Source organism: Ideonella sp. B508-1 (assembly GCF_000333615.1).
Lineage (GTDB): Bacteria > Pseudomonadota > Gammaproteobacteria > Burkholderiales > Burkholderiaceae_C > Ideonella.
On the sequence record NZ_BADL01000031.1, the window covers coordinates 1 to 15,456 of the forward strand.

At 66.1% G+C, this 15,456-nt stretch carries 17 protein-coding genes and 1 pseudogene; 5 read left to right on the plus strand and 13 right to left on the minus strand.

What is annotated here, in order from left to right; all coding sequences use genetic code 11:
* Positions 1 to 2,238: pseudogene (gene pnp / locus I73_RS25360) on the minus strand (polyribonucleotide nucleotidyltransferase); the annotation flags it as partial.
* A gap of 205 nt (positions 2,239 to 2,443) precedes the next feature.
* Positions 2,444 to 2,713, minus strand: coding sequence for a 30S ribosomal protein S15 (rpsO, locus tag I73_RS01565; RefSeq protein ID WP_022979007.1), 270 nt, complete (start codon positions 2,711 to 2,713; stop codon positions 2,444 to 2,446).
* A 309-nt stretch (positions 2,714 to 3,022) separates the two neighbouring features.
* Between rpsO and I73_RS32965 the strand changes: the two genes are divergently transcribed.
* From I73_RS32965 to I73_RS33455, 3 genes are all read left to right on the plus strand, one after another.
* Complete coding sequence (locus I73_RS32965; RefSeq protein ID WP_159105821.1) at positions 3,023 to 3,160, plus strand: hypothetical protein; 138 nt, start codon at positions 3,023 to 3,025, stop codon at positions 3,158 to 3,160.
* Positions 3,160 to 3,291, plus strand: coding sequence for a hypothetical protein (locus tag I73_RS34365; RefSeq protein WP_022979008.1), 132 nt, complete (start codon positions 3,160 to 3,162; stop codon positions 3,289 to 3,291). The genes I73_RS32965 and I73_RS34365 overlap by 1 nt, the downstream gene beginning before the upstream one ends.
* Before the next feature lie 261 nt (positions 3,292 to 3,552).
* Complete coding sequence (locus I73_RS33455; RefSeq protein WP_051048904.1) at positions 3,553 to 3,942, plus strand: M43 family zinc metalloprotease; 390 nt, start codon at positions 3,553 to 3,555, stop codon at positions 3,940 to 3,942.
* Here I73_RS33455 and tsaD read toward each other — a convergent pair.
* Positions 3,897 to 4,940 (minus strand): tRNA (adenosine(37)-N6)-threonylcarbamoyltransferase complex transferase subunit TsaD, encoded by a 1,044-nt coding sequence (tsaD, locus tag I73_RS01575; protein WP_040499403.1) that lies wholly within the window; start codon positions 4,938 to 4,940, stop codon positions 3,897 to 3,899. The two genes, I73_RS33455 and tsaD, sit on opposite strands and share 46 nt — an antisense overlap.
* A 127-nt stretch (positions 4,941 to 5,067) precedes the next feature.
* On the opposite strand from tsaD, the gene I73_RS01580 reads away from it, so the two are divergent.
* Entirely contained in the window at positions 5,068 to 5,331 is a 264-nt protein-coding gene (locus I73_RS01580; protein ID WP_022979009.1) for a hypothetical protein, read from the plus strand.
* A 59-nt stretch (positions 5,332 to 5,390) separates the two neighbouring features.
* Here the strand turns inward: I73_RS01580 and fdx are convergent, their stop codons facing one another.
* From fdx to uvrB, 10 genes are all read right to left on the minus strand, one after another.
* Positions 5,391 to 5,729 carry an ISC system 2Fe-2S type ferredoxin gene (gene fdx / locus I73_RS01585; RefSeq protein ID WP_022979010.1) on the minus strand — a complete coding sequence of 113 codons (339 nt, stop codon included), beginning with the start codon at positions 5,727 to 5,729 and terminating at the stop codon, positions 5,391 to 5,393.
* Between the two features lie 23 nt (positions 5,730 to 5,752).
* Complete coding sequence (gene hscA / locus I73_RS01590; RefSeq protein ID WP_022979011.1) at positions 5,753 to 7,609, minus strand: Fe-S protein assembly chaperone HscA; 1,857 nt, start codon at positions 7,607 to 7,609, stop codon at positions 5,753 to 5,755.
* 7 nt (positions 7,610 to 7,616) lie between these two features.
* Positions 7,617 to 8,135: a Fe-S protein assembly co-chaperone HscB gene (gene hscB, locus I73_RS01595; RefSeq protein ID WP_022979012.1), complete on the minus strand. Its 519-nt coding sequence runs from the start codon at positions 8,133 to 8,135 to the stop codon at positions 7,617 to 7,619.
* Positions 8,132 to 8,626, minus strand: a complete 495-nt coding sequence (locus I73_RS01600; RefSeq protein WP_022979013.1) for a GNAT family N-acetyltransferase — start codon at positions 8,624 to 8,626, stop codon at positions 8,132 to 8,134. The genes hscB and I73_RS01600 overlap by 4 nt, the downstream gene beginning before the upstream one ends.
* 104 nt (positions 8,627 to 8,730) lie before the next feature.
* Entirely contained in the window at positions 8,731 to 9,054 is a 324-nt protein-coding gene (gene iscA, locus I73_RS01605; protein ID WP_022979014.1) for an iron-sulfur cluster assembly protein IscA, read from the minus strand.
* Between the two features lie 4 nt (positions 9,055 to 9,058).
* The gene (iscU, locus tag I73_RS01610; RefSeq protein WP_022979015.1) at positions 9,059 to 9,460 is read right to left on the minus strand and encodes a Fe-S cluster assembly scaffold IscU; all 402 of its coding nucleotides are present in this window, start codon (positions 9,458 to 9,460) and stop codon (positions 9,059 to 9,061) included.
* Positions 9,461 to 9,492: 32 nt separating this feature from the next.
* The gene (locus I73_RS01615) at positions 9,493 to 10,713 is read right to left on the minus strand and encodes an IscS subfamily cysteine desulfurase (RefSeq protein ID WP_022979016.1); all 1,221 of its coding nucleotides are present in this window, start codon (positions 10,711 to 10,713) and stop codon (positions 9,493 to 9,495) included.
* Between the two features lie 99 nt (positions 10,714 to 10,812).
* On the minus strand, positions 10,813 to 11,346 hold the full coding sequence (gene iscR, locus I73_RS01620) for a Fe-S cluster assembly transcriptional regulator IscR (RefSeq protein ID WP_022979017.1): 534 nt from the start codon (positions 11,344 to 11,346) through the stop codon (positions 10,813 to 10,815).
* A 265-nt stretch (positions 11,347 to 11,611) separates the two neighbouring features.
* Complete coding sequence (locus I73_RS01625; RefSeq protein WP_022979018.1) at positions 11,612 to 12,085, minus strand: low molecular weight protein-tyrosine-phosphatase; 474 nt, start codon at positions 12,083 to 12,085, stop codon at positions 11,612 to 11,614.
* A gap of 27 nt (positions 12,086 to 12,112) precedes the next feature.
* A complete protein-coding gene (gene uvrB / locus I73_RS01630) occupies positions 12,113 to 14,236 on the minus strand; it encodes an excinuclease ABC subunit UvrB (RefSeq protein ID WP_022979019.1) in 2,124 nt (707 codons plus the stop codon).
* A gap of 141 nt (positions 14,237 to 14,377) precedes the next feature.
* Here uvrB and I73_RS01635 point away from each other — a divergent pair.
* Positions 14,378 to 15,456 (plus strand): amino acid aminotransferase (locus I73_RS01635; RefSeq protein ID WP_022979020.1); only part of this gene is annotated, 1,079 nt, incomplete at its 3' end.

Consider the following 15,456-nt stretch of genomic DNA (forward strand, 5'->3'; position numbering starts at 1 on the left):
TCGGGTGCCGGCTGCTGCTCGGCACGCTCGCGACGCGGACGCTCGCTGCGCTCACCGCGGTCGCCACGGTCACGGCGCTCGCCACGGTCACCGCGATCACCACGCTCGCGCGGGGCACGCTCGTAGCGCTCCTCTTCCATGCCTTCCGGACGCTCCTGCAGTGCCTTCATGGACAGCTTGATGCGGCCCTTCTCGTCGGTCTCCAGCACCTTGACCTTGACGATCTGGCCTTCCTTCAGGAAGTCCTCGACCTTCTCGACGCGCTGGTGGGCGATCTGGCTGATGTGCAGCAGACCGTCCTTGCCCGGCAGGATGTTGACCAGGGCGCCGAAGTCCAGGATCTTGGTGACCGGGCCTTCGTAGACCTTGCCCACTTCCGCCTCGGCGGTGATCTCGGTGATGCGCTTCTTGGCGAACTCAGCCTTGTCGGCGTCGGTCGAGGCGATGGTGATGGTGCCGTCTTCGCCGATGTCGATCGTGCAGCCGGTTTCCTCGGTCAGCGCACGGATGGTGGCGCCACCCTTGCCGATCACGTCACGGATCTTCTCCGGGTTGATCTTCATGGTGTACAGGCGCGGAGCGAACTGCGAGACCTCGGTCTTGGCGCCGCCCATGGCTTCCACCATCTTGCCCAGGATGTGCATGCGCGCTTCCTTGGCCTGGGCCAGGGCGACCTGCATGATTTCCTTGGTGATGCCCTGGATCTTGATGTCCATCTGCAGCGCGGTCACGCCCTGCGTGGTGCCGGCCACCTTGAAGTCCATGTCCCCCAGGTGATCTTCGTCGCCCAGGATGTCGGTCAGCACCGCAAAGCGGTTGTCTTCCTTGATCAGGCCCATGGCGATGCCGGCCACGTGGGCCTTCATCGGCACGCCGGCGTCCATCAGCGCCAAACAGCCACCGCAGACCGAGGGCATCGACGAAGAGCCGTTGGATTCGGTGATCTCGGAGACCCCACGGATGCTGTAGGGAAGTCTTCCTGTCCGGCAGACAGGCCACCAGGGCACGCTTGGCCAGACGGCCGTGGCCGATTCCGCGCGCTTTGGGGCTGCCCACGCGGCCGGTTTCGCCGGTGGCGAACGGAGGCATGTTGTAGTGCAGCATGAAGCGCTCGCTGTACTCGCCCGCCAGTGCGTCGATCACCTGGGCGTCACGATCGGTGCCCAGCGTGGCGGCCACCAGGGCCTGAGTCTCGCCACGGGTGAACAGTGCCGAGCCGTGGGCGCGCGGCAGCACGCTGTTGCGGATCTCGATCGGGCGCACGGTGCGGGTGTCGCGACCGTCGATGCGGGGCTCACCGGCCAGGATCTGGCCGCGCACGATGCGGGCCTCGATCTCGAACAGCAGGCCGTCGACTTCGACGCCGTCGAAGCTCAGGCCCTGTTCGGTCAGTGCAGCCTTGACAGCGGCGTAGGCCTCGCGGCAAGCCTGGGTGCGGGCCTGCTTGGAGCGGATCTGATAAGCAGCGCGCAGCTGCGGCTCGGCCAGTTCGGTCACCTTGGCGATGAAGGCCTCATCCTTGGCCGGTGCCTTCCAGTCCCAGACCGGCTTGCCGGCGTCACGCACCAGCTCGTGGATGGCGTTGATCGCCACCTTGCCTTGGTCATGACCGAACACCACGGCGCCCAGCATCACGTCTTCGGACAACTGGTCGGCCTCGGATTCCACCATCAGCACGGCAGCTTCGGTGCCCGCCACGACCAGATCCAGCTTGGAGTCGGCCAGCTGGGTCTTGCCCGGGTTCAGCACGTATTCGCCATTGACATAACCCACGCGGGCTGCGCCGATCGGGCCGTTGAACGGGATGCCGGAGACGGCCAGCGCGGCCGAGGTGGCGATCATGGCGGCGATGTCGGCCTGCACCTCGGGGTTCAGGCTCAGCACGTGAACCACCACCTGCACTTCATTGAAGAAGCCTTCCGGGAACAGCGGGCGGATGGGACGGTCGATCAGACGGCTGGTCAGGGTCTCCAGCTCGCTGGGGCGGCCTTCACGCTTGAAGAAGCTGCCCGGGATCTTGCCGGCGGCATAGGTCTTCTCGATGTAGTCGACCGTCAGCGGGAAGAAGTCCTGGCCCGGCTTGGGCTCGGTCTTGGCCACCACGGTGGCCAGCACCACGGTGTCTTCGATGTTGACGATCACGGCACCGCTGGACTGGCGGGCGATCTCGCCGGTTTCCATGGTGACCTGATGCTGGCCCCATTGGAAGGTCTTGGTGACTTTGTTGAACATGCTCATGGATGTCTCCGGTGAACGCGGCGCTCTTGCGGCGGCGCCGTGGGACCGGGAGTCACCGTGTCGGGCGGTATGCCATTCCAGGGTGAGGGACACGCCCCCACTTTGGAATGACACGACAGTACCCCGAACCCGGATGCACTCCGAAAAAACAAAGAGCCTGTGCTGGGTGAAACTCCAGACAGGCTCTTGACCAGCGATGCCTGGCTTACTTGCGCAGGCCCAGCTTCTGGATCAGTGCAGTGTAGCGCTCGGCATCCTTGCCCTTCAGGTAGGCCAGCAGGCGCTTGCGCTGGTTGACCATCTTCAGCAGACCGCGGCGGCCATGGTGGTCCTTGGCGTGGGTCTTGAAGTGGGGGGTCAGCTCGTTGATGCGGGCGGTCAGCAGGGCCACCTGGACTTCGGGGGAGCCGGTATCGGCGGCGCTGCGGGCGTGGGCCTTGACGATGTCGGCCTTGTTGAGGTCTGCCACGGACATGGCGATTTCCTTTGTTTGGGATTCCGCCACCCCCGGACCACCCCTTGGCGGGGAGACCTGGACGCTTGCGGTTTCCGTTGATGACTTGCGGTCGCAGGTGAAACCAACCCGCGCCGTGCTCTTGCATTTCCGCCAGAACGTATCCCGACGGAATCTGTCATTCTAGCCCAAATCTGCTCCAGCCACCAGCGCCCACCCACCCGGTGACGCGCCGTGCACTTCCAGACAGGGGATGGACCCTGCCCCGTTCCCTGAACGATCAGGCCCACCGGGAGCGGAACGAGCCCTTCCCACCGAAGGTGGGCCTACTTGAAGAACCTGTTGCAACACAGCCTGCTGGCAAGCCTGGTCGGCGCCCAGGCCGCATCGGACGACATTCTGATGCCACCGCGGCATGACGGTGACCTCCCGAACCCAGCGAGCGCACCCGCATCGACGAGCGCCTGATGGGCTTTCTGTGTGACCGCCATGCCCGCGGTCTGGCCACGGCGCGCAACCCTGGCTCGGTGAGCATCCCGGTCTGGATCCACGTGATCAACCAGGGCAGCGGCGCCACCAATGGCGACGCCCCCCCCTGAGCCAGATCGACGACCAGATCACGGTGCTGAACGCCGCCTATGCCAGCACTGCCTTCCGGTTTGAGCTCGCAGGCGTGGATCGCACGACCAACCCGGCCTGGTTCGCCATGACGCCCGGCAGCGCAGCAGAGAGCCAAGCCAAGAAGGCCCTGCGCCGAGACGCTGAACCTCTACCTACACCGCCAACCCGAGCGGCGGCCTGCTGGGCTGGGCCACCTTCCCGTCGGATTACAGCCGCTCGCCGACCCAGGACGCGTGGTTGTGCTGTACAGCAGCGCACCGGGCGGCGGCGCACCCTATGACGAAGGCGACACCGGCGCACACGAGATCGGCCACTGGCTGGGCCTGTACCACACCTTCCAGGGCGGCTGCACCGCCTCGGGGGATCAAGTCAGCGACACCCCTTCCGAGCGCCCGGCCGCCTATGGATGCCCCACCGGGCGGGACAGCTGCCGCCGCAAGACCGGCCTCGACCCGATCACCAACTTCATGGACTACATGCGCCGATGCCTGCATGACGCAGTTCACCTCGGGCCAGGTGGCGCGGATGGACCAGATGCACCTTCAGTACCGCAGCAACTGACGCCCCTGCAGGCCGGGGTCGATCAGGCCTCGGCCAGGTCCCAGCGAGGACGCACCTCGAAACTGTAGGCCCGGGAAGGCTGCGCCAGGCCGGCCTGCCAGCGCATGGCGGCCGCCAGCGCGATCATCGCGCCGTTGTCCGTGCACAGCGACAACTCTGGATAGTGAACCCGCCAGCGGCGTCGCGCCGCGACGGCATCCAACCGGGCCCGCAGTGTCCGGTTGGCGCTGACCCCTCCGGCCACCACCAGGCGGTTCAGGCCGGTTGCCTTCATCGCCTTGATGGATTTCTGCACCAGCACATCGACGATGGCCGCCTGCGCACTCGCCGCCAGATCGGCCCGGGCCGCCTCGGATGGCTCGGGGCCCATCTTCTGCAGCGTGGTCATCACGGCGGTCTTCAAGCCCGCAAAGGAGAAGTCGAGATTGGGCTGGTGCAGCAAGGGCCGGGGCAACTCGTAGGCATCCGCCCGCCCCGCCTCGGCCAAACGGGCCAACGCGGGCCCGCCCGGATAACCCAATCCCAACAACTTGGCTGACTTGTCGAAGGCCTCGCCGGCGGCATCGTCGATGGTCTCCCCCAACAACTGGTAGGACCCGACCCCATCCACCCGCATCAGCTGGGTGTGCCCTCCCGAGACAAGCAGCGCCACAAAGGGAAACTCGGGTGGATCGGCCGACAGGAAGGGGGACAAGAGATGCCCCTCCAGATGGTGGACCGGCAGTGTGGGCCGCCCCAGGGCGGCCGCCAAGGCGGTGGCCACACCCGCGCCCACAAGCAAGGCCCCCGCCAACCCGGGCCCCTGGGTGTAGGCCACCGCATCCACCGACTCCAGCGGGACATGGGCGGCCCGCAGGGCCTCGCGGGCCAGCGGGATGGCCCGGCGCACATGGTCGCGCGAGGCCAGTTCCGGCACCACCCCACCATAGGCCTGGTGCATCTGGATCTGGCTGTGCAAGGCCTGCCCCAGCAGCTGCGGCAGGCCGGCAGGGCTACAGCGCACCACCGCCACACCCGTCTCATCACAGGAAGATTCGAAGCCCAGAATCAGGGCGGAGGCGGTCAGTGTCACGAAATCTCGCAATTTGCTTGATCTGGGGCTGGCGTATTGTCACCAAATATGGTGAGAATCAACTTGTTGTGCATCGACGAGGGCGTGACAAGCGCCCCACCCTTCCGAGGACGTTGGGACCATGAAGGAATTCAAGATCACGGCTTGGCCCGATTTGCCTGCTGAGTTTCGCAGAACCGCCTACCGGCGCATGGTGAGCGAGCTGTCGCAGCGCTACGTGACCGAACACCACTTGCAGAAATGCACCGGTGCCTCGGCCCATGATGTCACGCGCCTGCTCAATCATCTGGAAACCTGCGAAATGCTGGATGCACGAGAGGCCGAGGAAGAACTGCCCAAGCGCCGCCGTTTGAGCTGGCCGTTCCAGTTGTTCGCCAGCCACTGAACACTTCCCTCAAAAACCCGCCGCACCTACAGGAAGGTCGGCGGGTTTCTCATTGGGACTCAGTGATTTTCCCGGGCGTGGTTGATCGTGTACTTCGGGATCTCGATGGTCACGTCCTCGGTTCCCACAATCGCCTGACAGGACAGCCGCGATGTCGGCGTGAGGCCCCAGGCCTTGTCCAGCAGATCCTCCTCGATCTCGTCAGGTTCCCCCAGCGAGCGATAGCCCTGTTTCACGACCACATGACAGGTCGTGCACGCACAACTCATTTCGCAGGCATGCTCGATGGCGATGCCGTGGTCGAGCAGCGCTTCACAGATGGAGGTGCCGGTGGGGGCCTCGATGTCACCGCCCTCGGGACACAGGCTGGCGTGCGGCAGGATATGGATGATCGGCATGGTCGGTCCGGGAACAGTTCAGGTCACAGCGCATCCAGACGGCGCCCGGTGAGGGCCGCCTGGATGCCGCGGTTCATGCGTGCCGCAGCAAAGGCTTCAGTGCCCTTGGCCAAGGCCTCCACGGCCGCGTTGATGGCTTCCGGCTGATCGCCGGCCTTGGCAAGCTGCAAGGTCTGCACGAGGCTGTCGATGTCTGCCCTCTCGTCGGCGGTCAGCAGATCGCCATCGGCGGCCAGCGCCGCCTGGGTGGCCAGGGTCATGCGGTCCGCCTCCACCTGCGCTTCTCGCAAGGCTCGGGCCTGCATATCGGCTTCCGCACTGGAAAAGCCTTCCTTCAGCATGCGGGCGATCTCTTCATCGGCCAGCCCATAGCTGGGCTTGACCTGCACGGTCGCTTCCACGCCAGACGTCTGCTCGCGCGCGGAAACGCTGAGCAAGCCATCGGCATCGACCTGGAAGCTGACCCGGATGCGCGCAGCGCCGGCCGCCATCGGCGGGATGCCGCGCAGCTCGAAACGGGCCAAGGAACGGCAATCGGACACCAGCTCGCGCTCGCCCTGGAGCACATGGATGGCCATCGCGGTCTGACCGTCCTTGAAGGTGGTGAAGTCCTGGGCCTTGGCCACCGGAATGGTGGTGTTGCGCTCGATCACGCGCTCCACCAGCCCGCCCATGGTCTCCAGGCCCAACGACAGCGGAATCACGTCCAGCAGCAAGAGCTCGCCGTCGACGGCGTTGCCGGCCAGGGCGTTGGCCTGGATGGCAGCGCCCAAGGCCACCACCTGATCGGGATCCAGGTTGGTCAAGGGTGGGCGGCTGAAGAACTCCCCCACCGCGGCCTGCACCGCCGGCACCCGGGTCGAGCCACCGACCATCACCACGCCCTGGACCTCGTCTCGCGTGACACGGGCATCCCGCAGCACACGACGCACGGCCTGCAGGGTTCGCTCGATCAGCGGACGGGTCAGCGCGTCGAACTGGGCCCGGCTGACAGACAAGGCAAGGGACTGCCCGGCCACAGAGGCACGCAACTCGACGACCTCCGAGGCGGTCAGTGCCTCCTTGGCCGCCCGTGCCGCCACCAGCAGACCCCGCTTGTCCTGAGGGGTCCGGGGCTGCACGCCGGCGACCTCGGCCGCCCAGTCGGCCAGGGCATGGTCGAAATCATCACCCCCCAGCGCGGCATCGCCGCCGGTGGCCACCACCTCGAACACCCCGCGCGCGAGGCGCAGCAGCGAGATGTCGAAGGTGCCGCCGCCCAGATCGTAGACCGCGTACAGGCCTTCCGAGCCGTTGTCCAGGCCGTAAGCCACCGCCGCGGCCGTGGGTTCGTTGATCAGCCGCAGCACGTTCAGACCGGCGAGCTGGGCAGCGTCCTTGGTGGCCTGGCGCTGGGCGTCATCGAAATAGGCCGGCACCGTGATCACTGCGCCGAAGATGTCGTCGTTGAAGGTGTCCTCGGCCCGGAAGCGCAAGGTGGCCAGAATCTCGGCCGACACCTCGACCGGCGTCTTCAGCCCCTGCCGGGTCTGCAGGGCCACCATGCCGGGCTGGTCGACGAACTGGTAGGGCAGCTTGTCCCGACCCGCCACATCCGCCAGCCGCCGTCCCATGAAGCGCTTGACCGACACGAGGGTGTTCTCGGGGTCCTCGGCCTGTGCTGCGGCCGCCTCCCAGCCGATCTGGCGCCCGCTGCCATCGAGGTAGCGCACCACCGAAGGCAGCATCACCCGGCCCTGCCCGTCCGGCAGGCACTCGGCCACGCCGTGGCGCAAAGAGGCCACCAGCGAATTGGTGGTCCCCAGGTCGATGCCGATCGCGATGCGACGTTGGTGGGGATCCGGCGCCTGGCCGGGCTCGGAGATCTGCAGCAGTGCCATGAGGGAATCAGGAATCCAGGGCTTCCAGTCGACGGTCGATGTCGGCCCGGAAGCGGTTCACGAACATCAGCGCGCGAACCTGTTGTGCCGCCGCAGCGGCATCGTGGGCCTGGTCGAGCAGGCGTTCCAGCTCGGCCAGCATGTGTTGTTCTTCGGCGGCCACCTGGCGGTCCAGCGCCTCGACAGCCGACAGGCCCGCGGCATCGTCCAGCGCCTCGCGCCATTCCATCTGCTGCATCAGGAAGCTGGCGGGCATGGCGGTGTTGTTCTCCGCACCCACATCAGCACCCGAGAGCTCGCACAGATAGCCTCCCCGGGACAGCGGATCCTTCAGCCGGCGGTAGGCTTCATTCACGCGCACCGCCCATTGCATGGCCACCCGCTGGGCAGCAGCCCCTTCGGCCGCAAAGCGGTCGGGATGCACCTGGGCTTGCAGTTCACGCCAGCGCTTATCCAGGGCCGCACGGTCCAGCTTGAACTGCCGAGGCAGGCCGAACAGGGTGAAATCGTCGTCTTGCAGGTTCATGCCGAGAGTCGCTTTTCGTAGAACACGGACAAACCGTTGTCCGGATAACCGGCAAACGGTCCCCGACGCGTGTAGCCACAGCGCTCGTACAGACGAATCGCCTCGTGCTGGTCGCGTCCGGTCTCCAGGGTTGCAAGGGACAGGCCCGCGGCCAGCAGACGCCGCTCCAAGGTGCCCAGCACCTGCTCAGCGATGCGACGGCCCCGTGCCGCGGGCAGCACGAACATGCGCTTGATTTCCCCGTAGGCTTGTCCGCCGGTCTCGGGCTCGCCCGGCATGCGGCGGGTCGCGCCACAGCCCACCAGCCGCCCCTCGAGCTCGGCCACCAGGAAGTCGACATCCGGCGCCAGCAGCGCCGCGACATCGAGGATGTGGTTGTCCTCCGGCGCATACAGGCTGCCCAGATAGGCATCCAGCGCATCCAGCAAGGCCATGACCTCGGGACGGTCGGCCCGCTCAGAACGGATGACGGGGGCGGAGTCGGCAGACATGGACATGCAGAGACAACAAAAAAGCGCGGCCCAGAAGGCGCCGCGCCGATGACCCGGGGCCGACATTGTCGGCGAAACCTGAGCCCGTCTGGCGACGGAGAGACTCAGATGCGGAAGGACTCCCCGCAGCCGCAACGGTCCTTCTCGCGAGGATTGTGGAACTTGAAGCCTTCGTTGAGCCCCTCACGGACGAAGTCCAGCTCGGTGCCATCGATGTAGGGCAAGCTCTTGGGATCGACGAGAACCTTCACGCCATGCCCCTCGAAGACGATGTCCTCGGGCGCGACCTCATCGGCATACTCCAGCTTGTAGGCCAGGCCAGAGCAGCCGGTGGTCTTGACACCCAGACGCACCCCCACCCCCTTGCCGCGGCGGCTCAGGTAGCGGGTGACGTGCCGGGCAGCGGCTTCGGTGAGCGTGACAGACATGGCTTCAGTCCACCTTCTCCGCGCTACCAGCCTTGGCACGGTAGTCGTCGACCGCGGCCTTGATGGCGTCCTCGGCCAGGATGGAGCAGTGGATCTTCACTGGCGGCAGCGCCAGTTCCTCGGCGATATGGGTGTTCTTGATCTCCAGCGCCTGGTCCAGCGTCTTGCCCTTGACCCACTCGGTCACCAGCGAGCTCGAGGCAATGGCCGAGCCGCAGCCGTAGGTCTTGAAGCGAGCATCCTCGATCAGGCCGGTGCTGGGGTTGACCTTGATCTGCAGCTTCATCACGTCGCCGCAGGCCGGCGCGCCGACCATGCCGGTGCCCACCGTGTCGTCACCCTTGTCGAAGCTGCCCACGTTGCGGGGATGTTCGTAGTGGTCGATGACCTTGTCGCTGTATGCCATGTTGCTAACTCCTGATCTTCACGGCGCGGCGCTCAGTGCGCGCTCCACTGGATGGTCGACAGATCGATGCCGTCGCGGTACATGTCCCACAGCGGAGACAGCTCACGCAGCTTGGCCACACGGTCCTTCAGCGTGGCAATGGCGTAGTCGATCTCTTCTTCGGTCGTGAAACGGCCGATGGTCATGCGCAGGGACGAGTGCGCCAGCTCATCGCTGCGGCCCAGGGCGCGCAGCACGTAGCTGGGCTCCAGGCTGGCCGAGGTGCAGGCCGAACCCGAGGACACCGCCAGGCCCTTGACGCCCATGATCAGCGACTCGCCCTCGACGTAGTTGAACGAGATGTTCAGGTTGTGCGGCACCCGGCGGCTCAGGTCACCGTTGATGAAGACCTGCTCGATCTCGGTCAGGCCCTTGACAAGGCGCTCGTGCAGCGCACGGATGCGCGGCAGTTCAATGGCCATCTCTTCCTTGGCGATGCGGAAGGCCTCGCCCATGCCGACGATCTGGTGCGTGGGCAGCGTGCCCGAGCGCAGACCGCGCTCATGGCCGCCGCCGTGCATCTGGGCCTCCAGGCGCACGCGGGGCTTGCGGCGCACGTACAGCGCACCGATGCCCTTGGGGCCATAGCTCTTGTGCGAGGCCAGGCTCATCAGGTCGATGGGCAGGGCCTTGACGTCGATCTCGACCTTGCCGGTGGCCTGGGCCGCATCCACATGGAAGAGCACGCCGCGCTCGCGGCAGATGGCGCCCAGGGCCGGGATGTCCTGGATCACGCCGATCTCGTTGTTCACGAACATCACCGACGCCAGGATGGTGTCGGGCCGGATGGCGGCCTTGAAAGCCTCCAGATCCAGCAGGCCATCGGCCTGCACGTCCAGGTAGGTCACCTCGAAGCCCTGGCGCTCCAGCTCACGCATGGTGTCCAGGATGGCCTTGTGCTCGGTCTTGACGGTGATGAGGTGCTTGCCCTTGTCCTGGTAGAAGTGGGCCGCGCCCTTCAGCGCCAGGTTGTCGGACTCGGTCGCGCCGCTGGTCCAGACGATCTCGCGCGGGTCCGCGCCGATCAGGTCTGCGACCTGCTGGCGGGCCTTCTCCACCGCTTCCTCCGCCTCCCAGCCCCAGGCATGGCTGCGCGAGGCGGGGTTGCCGAAGTGCTCCCGCAGCCAGGGAATCATGGCGTCCACCACGCGGGGGTCCACCGGGGTGGTGGCGCCATAGTCCATGTAGATCGGGAAATGCGGGGTCATGTCCATGATGAGTCTTCTTGATGGCGCAGCCACGGCCCGCCCACCGACGGCCGCCCTGCCCTGACGAAACAAGCAGCGTGAAAGAGTGAGAAAGACGCCGTCGACTTACTTGGAAAAGGCGTTGCCCAGGGCGAACACGGAGTTCGGCGCCGTGACCTTGATCGGCTTGACCACGGGAACCGAGGAGATGGCCCGCTTGACGGGGGCCTCTTCGATGGTCACGCCCTTGGCCAATTGGTCGTCCACCAGCTTGCGCAGGTTGATCGAGTCGAGGTACTCGATCATCTTGGCGTTCAGGTTGGCCCAGAGCTCATGGGTCATGCAGCGACCGATGTCGTCGCCCATGCAGTTTTCCTTGCCACCACAGCCCGTGGCGTCGATGGGCTCGTCCACCGCCACAATGATGTCGGCCACGCTGATTTCCTCGGCCTTGCGGCCCAGCGAATAACCCCCACCCGGGCCACGGGTGCTTTCCACCAGCTCGTGGCGGCGCAGCTTGCCGAACAGCTGCTCCAGGTAGGACAGGGAGATCTGCTGACGCTGACTGATGGCAGCCAGCGCCACCGGCCCATTGGTGGACCGCAGGGCCAGATCGATCATCGCCGTGACGGCGAAACGGCCTTTGGTGGTCAGACGCATGTGAATCTCCTGTCAACTCGGTTGGCGATCGGGCTACCGCACCATGCCGCAGCACCGCAGAACAGCGGCCTCGCCACACCGACCCCCACAAGCTGGGGAAGGGTCAACCCCCGGAGGATCCCGAGTGTTTTGGTCGATTATATACGAAGCCGAGTCTTTTAGTCGAGATTGACGGCGACAAGTTCCCAGCCCCGTTGGCAGGCGCAGTTCCAGGAGGCGAAAAGCAAGATCGCCGCCAGCGTGGAAGGCGGCTTCAGCCCCTTCGTCACACGCCCGACATGGACAACTGATCCAGAAAGCCCCGGCAAGCCAGCTCGATCATGTCGAGCACCTGCTCAAAACCCTGGGCGCCCCCGTAGTAAGGGTCGGGCACCTCGCGCAGCGGGTGATCGGGCGCGAAGTCCATCAGCAGACAGACGCGCGATCGCAGCGCTGGCGGACATTGTGCCCTGAGCGCGGCCAGATGCCCGCGGTCCAGCGCCAGCAGCCAGTCGAATTGGGAGAAGTCCGCCAATCCGACCTGTCGGGCTCGCAAGCCACTCAGGTCCAGGCCACGGCGCGCGGCGTGGGTCTGCGAACGGGGGTCCGGCGGCTCGCCCACGTGGTAGCCAGCCACCCCGGCGGAATCCACCTCGATGCGGTGGCTCCAGCCCCGTTGGGCGACCTGCTGACGCAACACAGCCTCGCCGGTGGGCGAGCGGCAGATGTTGCCGGTGCAGACGAAGAGAACACGGATCACAGGCCTCTCTCCGATCGCGTGTCCGCTTCAGGCCTTGGCCGGAAACGGCACCACATTGCCATCGTGCACCGGCCCGCCGCCGAAGGCCTGCTCGCGCAGCTGAGCCAGCTGGTCGCGCACCCGGGCCGCCTTCTCGAACTCCAGATTGCGGGCGTGTTCGAGCATCTGCTTTTCCAATGCCTTGATGCGCTTGGACAGGTCCTTCTCGGACAGGGCCTCGACCTCGGCGGCCTGCTGGGCCAGCCGCAGATCATCCTGGCCCGATTTGTCGACCACCACGCCGTCGATCATCTCGCGCACCTGCTTGCGGATGCCGCGTGGCACGATGCCGTGGGCCTCGTTGTAGGCCACCTGCTTGGCACGTCGGCGCTCGGTCTCGCCCATGGCCTTCTTCATCGACTCGGTGATGCGGTCGGCATAGAGAATGGCCCGTCCGTTCACGTTCCGCGCGGCGCGGCCGATGGTCTGGATCAGGCTGCGCTCGGCCCGCAGGAAGCCCTCCTTGTCGGCATCCAGGATGGCCACCAGGCTGACCTCGGGGATGTCCAGGCCCTCGCGCAGCAGGTTGATGCCCACCAGCACGTCGAAGGTGCCCAGGCGCAGATCGCGGATGATCTCCACCCGCTCCACCGTGTCCACGTCCGAGTGCAGGTAGCGCACCTTGACGCCGTTCTCGGTCAGGTAGTCGGTCAGCTGCTCGGCCATGCGCTTGGTCAGCGTGGTGATCAGCACCCGCTCGCCCTTGTCCACCGTGATCCGGATCTCCTGCAGCACGTCGTCCACCTGGTGGGTGGCGGGCCGCACCTCGACCAGCGGATCCACCAGGCCGGTGGGCCGCACCACCTGCTCGACCACCTGACCGGCATGGGTCTTTTCATAGTCGGCCGGCGTGGCCGAGACGAAGACGCACTGCCGCATGCGGCGCTCGAACTCGTCGAACTTCAGCGGCCGGTTGTCCAGCGCGCTGGGCAGGCGAAAGCCATATTCCACCAGCGTGGTCTTGCGGGCCCGGTCACCGTTGTACATGCCGCCAAACTGGCCGATCAGCACATGGCTCTCGTCCAGGAACATCACAGCGTCGGGCGGCATGTAATCCACCATGGTCGGCGGCGGCTCGCCCGGCTTGGCGCCGGAGAGGTGGCGTGAGTAGTTCTCGATGCCCTTGCAGTGGCCCACCTCCTGCAGCATCTCCAGGTCAAAGCGGGTGCGCTGTTCCAGACGCTGGGCCTCCACCAGCTTGCCTTCCTTGACGAAGAAGTCCAGGCGCTCGCGCAGCTCGGCCTTGATGCCCTCGATGGCGGCCAGCACCGTCTCGCGCGGCGTGACGTAATGGCTGGCCGGGTAGATCACGAAACGCGGGATCTTCTGCCGCACCTGGCCGGTCAGCGGGTCCAGCAACGCCAGCCCGTCAATCTCGTCGTCGAACAGCTCGATGCGCACCGCCAGTTCGGAGTGCTCGGCCGGGAAGACATCGATGGTGTCGCCCCGCACGCGGAAAGTCCCGCGACCGAAATCCATGTCGTTGCGGGTGTACTGCATGCGGATCAGGTGGGCGATCAGGTCGCGCTGCCCCACCTTGTCGCCCACCCGCACGATCAGCCGCATCTGTGTGTAGTCCTCGGGCTTGCCGATGCCGTAGATGGCGCTGACCGAGGCGACCACGATGGTGTCGCGCCGCTCCAGCACGCTCTTGGTGGCCGACAGCCGCATCTGCTCGATGTGCTCGTTGATCGCGCTGTCCTTCTCGATGAACAGGTCGCGCTGCGGCACGTAGGCCTCGGGCTGGTAGTAGTCGTAGTAGCTGACGAAGTACTCCACCGCGTTCTTCGGGAAGAACTCGCGGAACTCGCTATAGAGCTGCGCCGCCAGCGTCTTGTTGGGCGCGAAGACGATGGCCGGCCGCCCCAGGCGGGCGATCACATTGGCCATGGTGTAGGTCTTGCCCGAGCCCGTCACGCCCAGCAGCGTCTGGTAGGCCAGGCCGTCCTCCACGCCTTCCACCAGCTGATCGATGGCCGTGGGCTGATCCCCTGCCGGCGGATAGGGCTGGAAGAGCTGGAAGGGCGAGCCCGGAAAGCTGACGAACTGCCCCTCGGGCCCGTCCGAGGCGGACTCGGCCTGGGCAGCAGTGACGGCGCTGGCATCGGACATGGGGTCTTCCCTTGGTGAACGCGTAAAATCCCGGCACCGGTCGACAGCCGTCGCCCGGGCAATCCGACAGCGTAGCGCATTCGCCGAATCAGCGCCGACTGTCCGCCGTCACCGCACACCTCTCCTGAACAGGACTTTTCCATGTCGCTCTTCGCTGCCGTCGAAATGGCCCCGCGCGACCCCATCCTGGGTCTGAACGAACAGTTCAACGCGGACACCAACCCCGCCAAGGTCAACCTGGGCGTGGGCGTCTATTACGACGAGAACGGCAAACTGCCCCTGCTGGCCTGCGTGAAGGCCGCCGAAACCCAGCTGGTCGAGGCCGCCCGCGCCCGGGGCTATGTGCCCATCGACGGCATCGCCGCCTACGACAAGGCCGTGCAGAACCTGGTCTTCGGTGAGGGCAGCGAGGTGCTGGCCGCCGGCCGCGTGGCCACCGTGCAGGCCCTGGGCGGCACTGGCGGCCTGAAGGTCGGCGCCGACTTCCTGAAGAAGCTCAACCCCGCCGCCAAGGTGCTGGTGAGCAACCCCAGCTGGGAAAACCACCGCGCGCTGTTCATCAATGCCGGCTTCGAAGTCGACAGCTACCCCTACTACGACGCCGCCAAGAAGGGTGTGGACTTCGACGGCATGCTGGCCTGCCTGAACGCCGCGCCTGCCGGCACGGTGGTGGTGCTGCACGCCTGCTGCCACAACCCGACCGGCTACGACATCTCTCCCGCCCAGTGGGAACAGGTCATCGCCGCGGTGAAGGCCCGCAACCTGGTGGCCTTCCTGGACATGGCCTACCAGGGCTTTGGGGACGGCATCGCCGAAGACGGCGCGGTCGTCGGCCAATTCGTCAAGGCCGGCCTGAGCTTCTTCGTCGCCACCTCCTTCTCCAAGAGCTTCTCGCTCTATGGCGAACGCGTGGGCGCGCTGAACGTGGTGTGCGACACCAAGGAAGAGACCGCCAAGGTCCTGTCGCAGCTGAAGATCGTCATCCGCACCAACTACTCCAACCCACCGACCCACGGCGCCCAGGTGGTGGCCACGGTGCTGAGCACCCCGGCCCTGCGGGCCCAGTGGGAAGAAGAGCTGGCCGCGATGCGCAACCGCATCAAGGCCATGCGCGCCAAGCTGGTCGAGCGCCTGCAGGCGCAGGGCGTCAAGGGTGACCTGAGCTTCATCACCACCCAGCGCGGCATGTTCAGCTATTACGGCCTGAGCAAGCCCCAGAT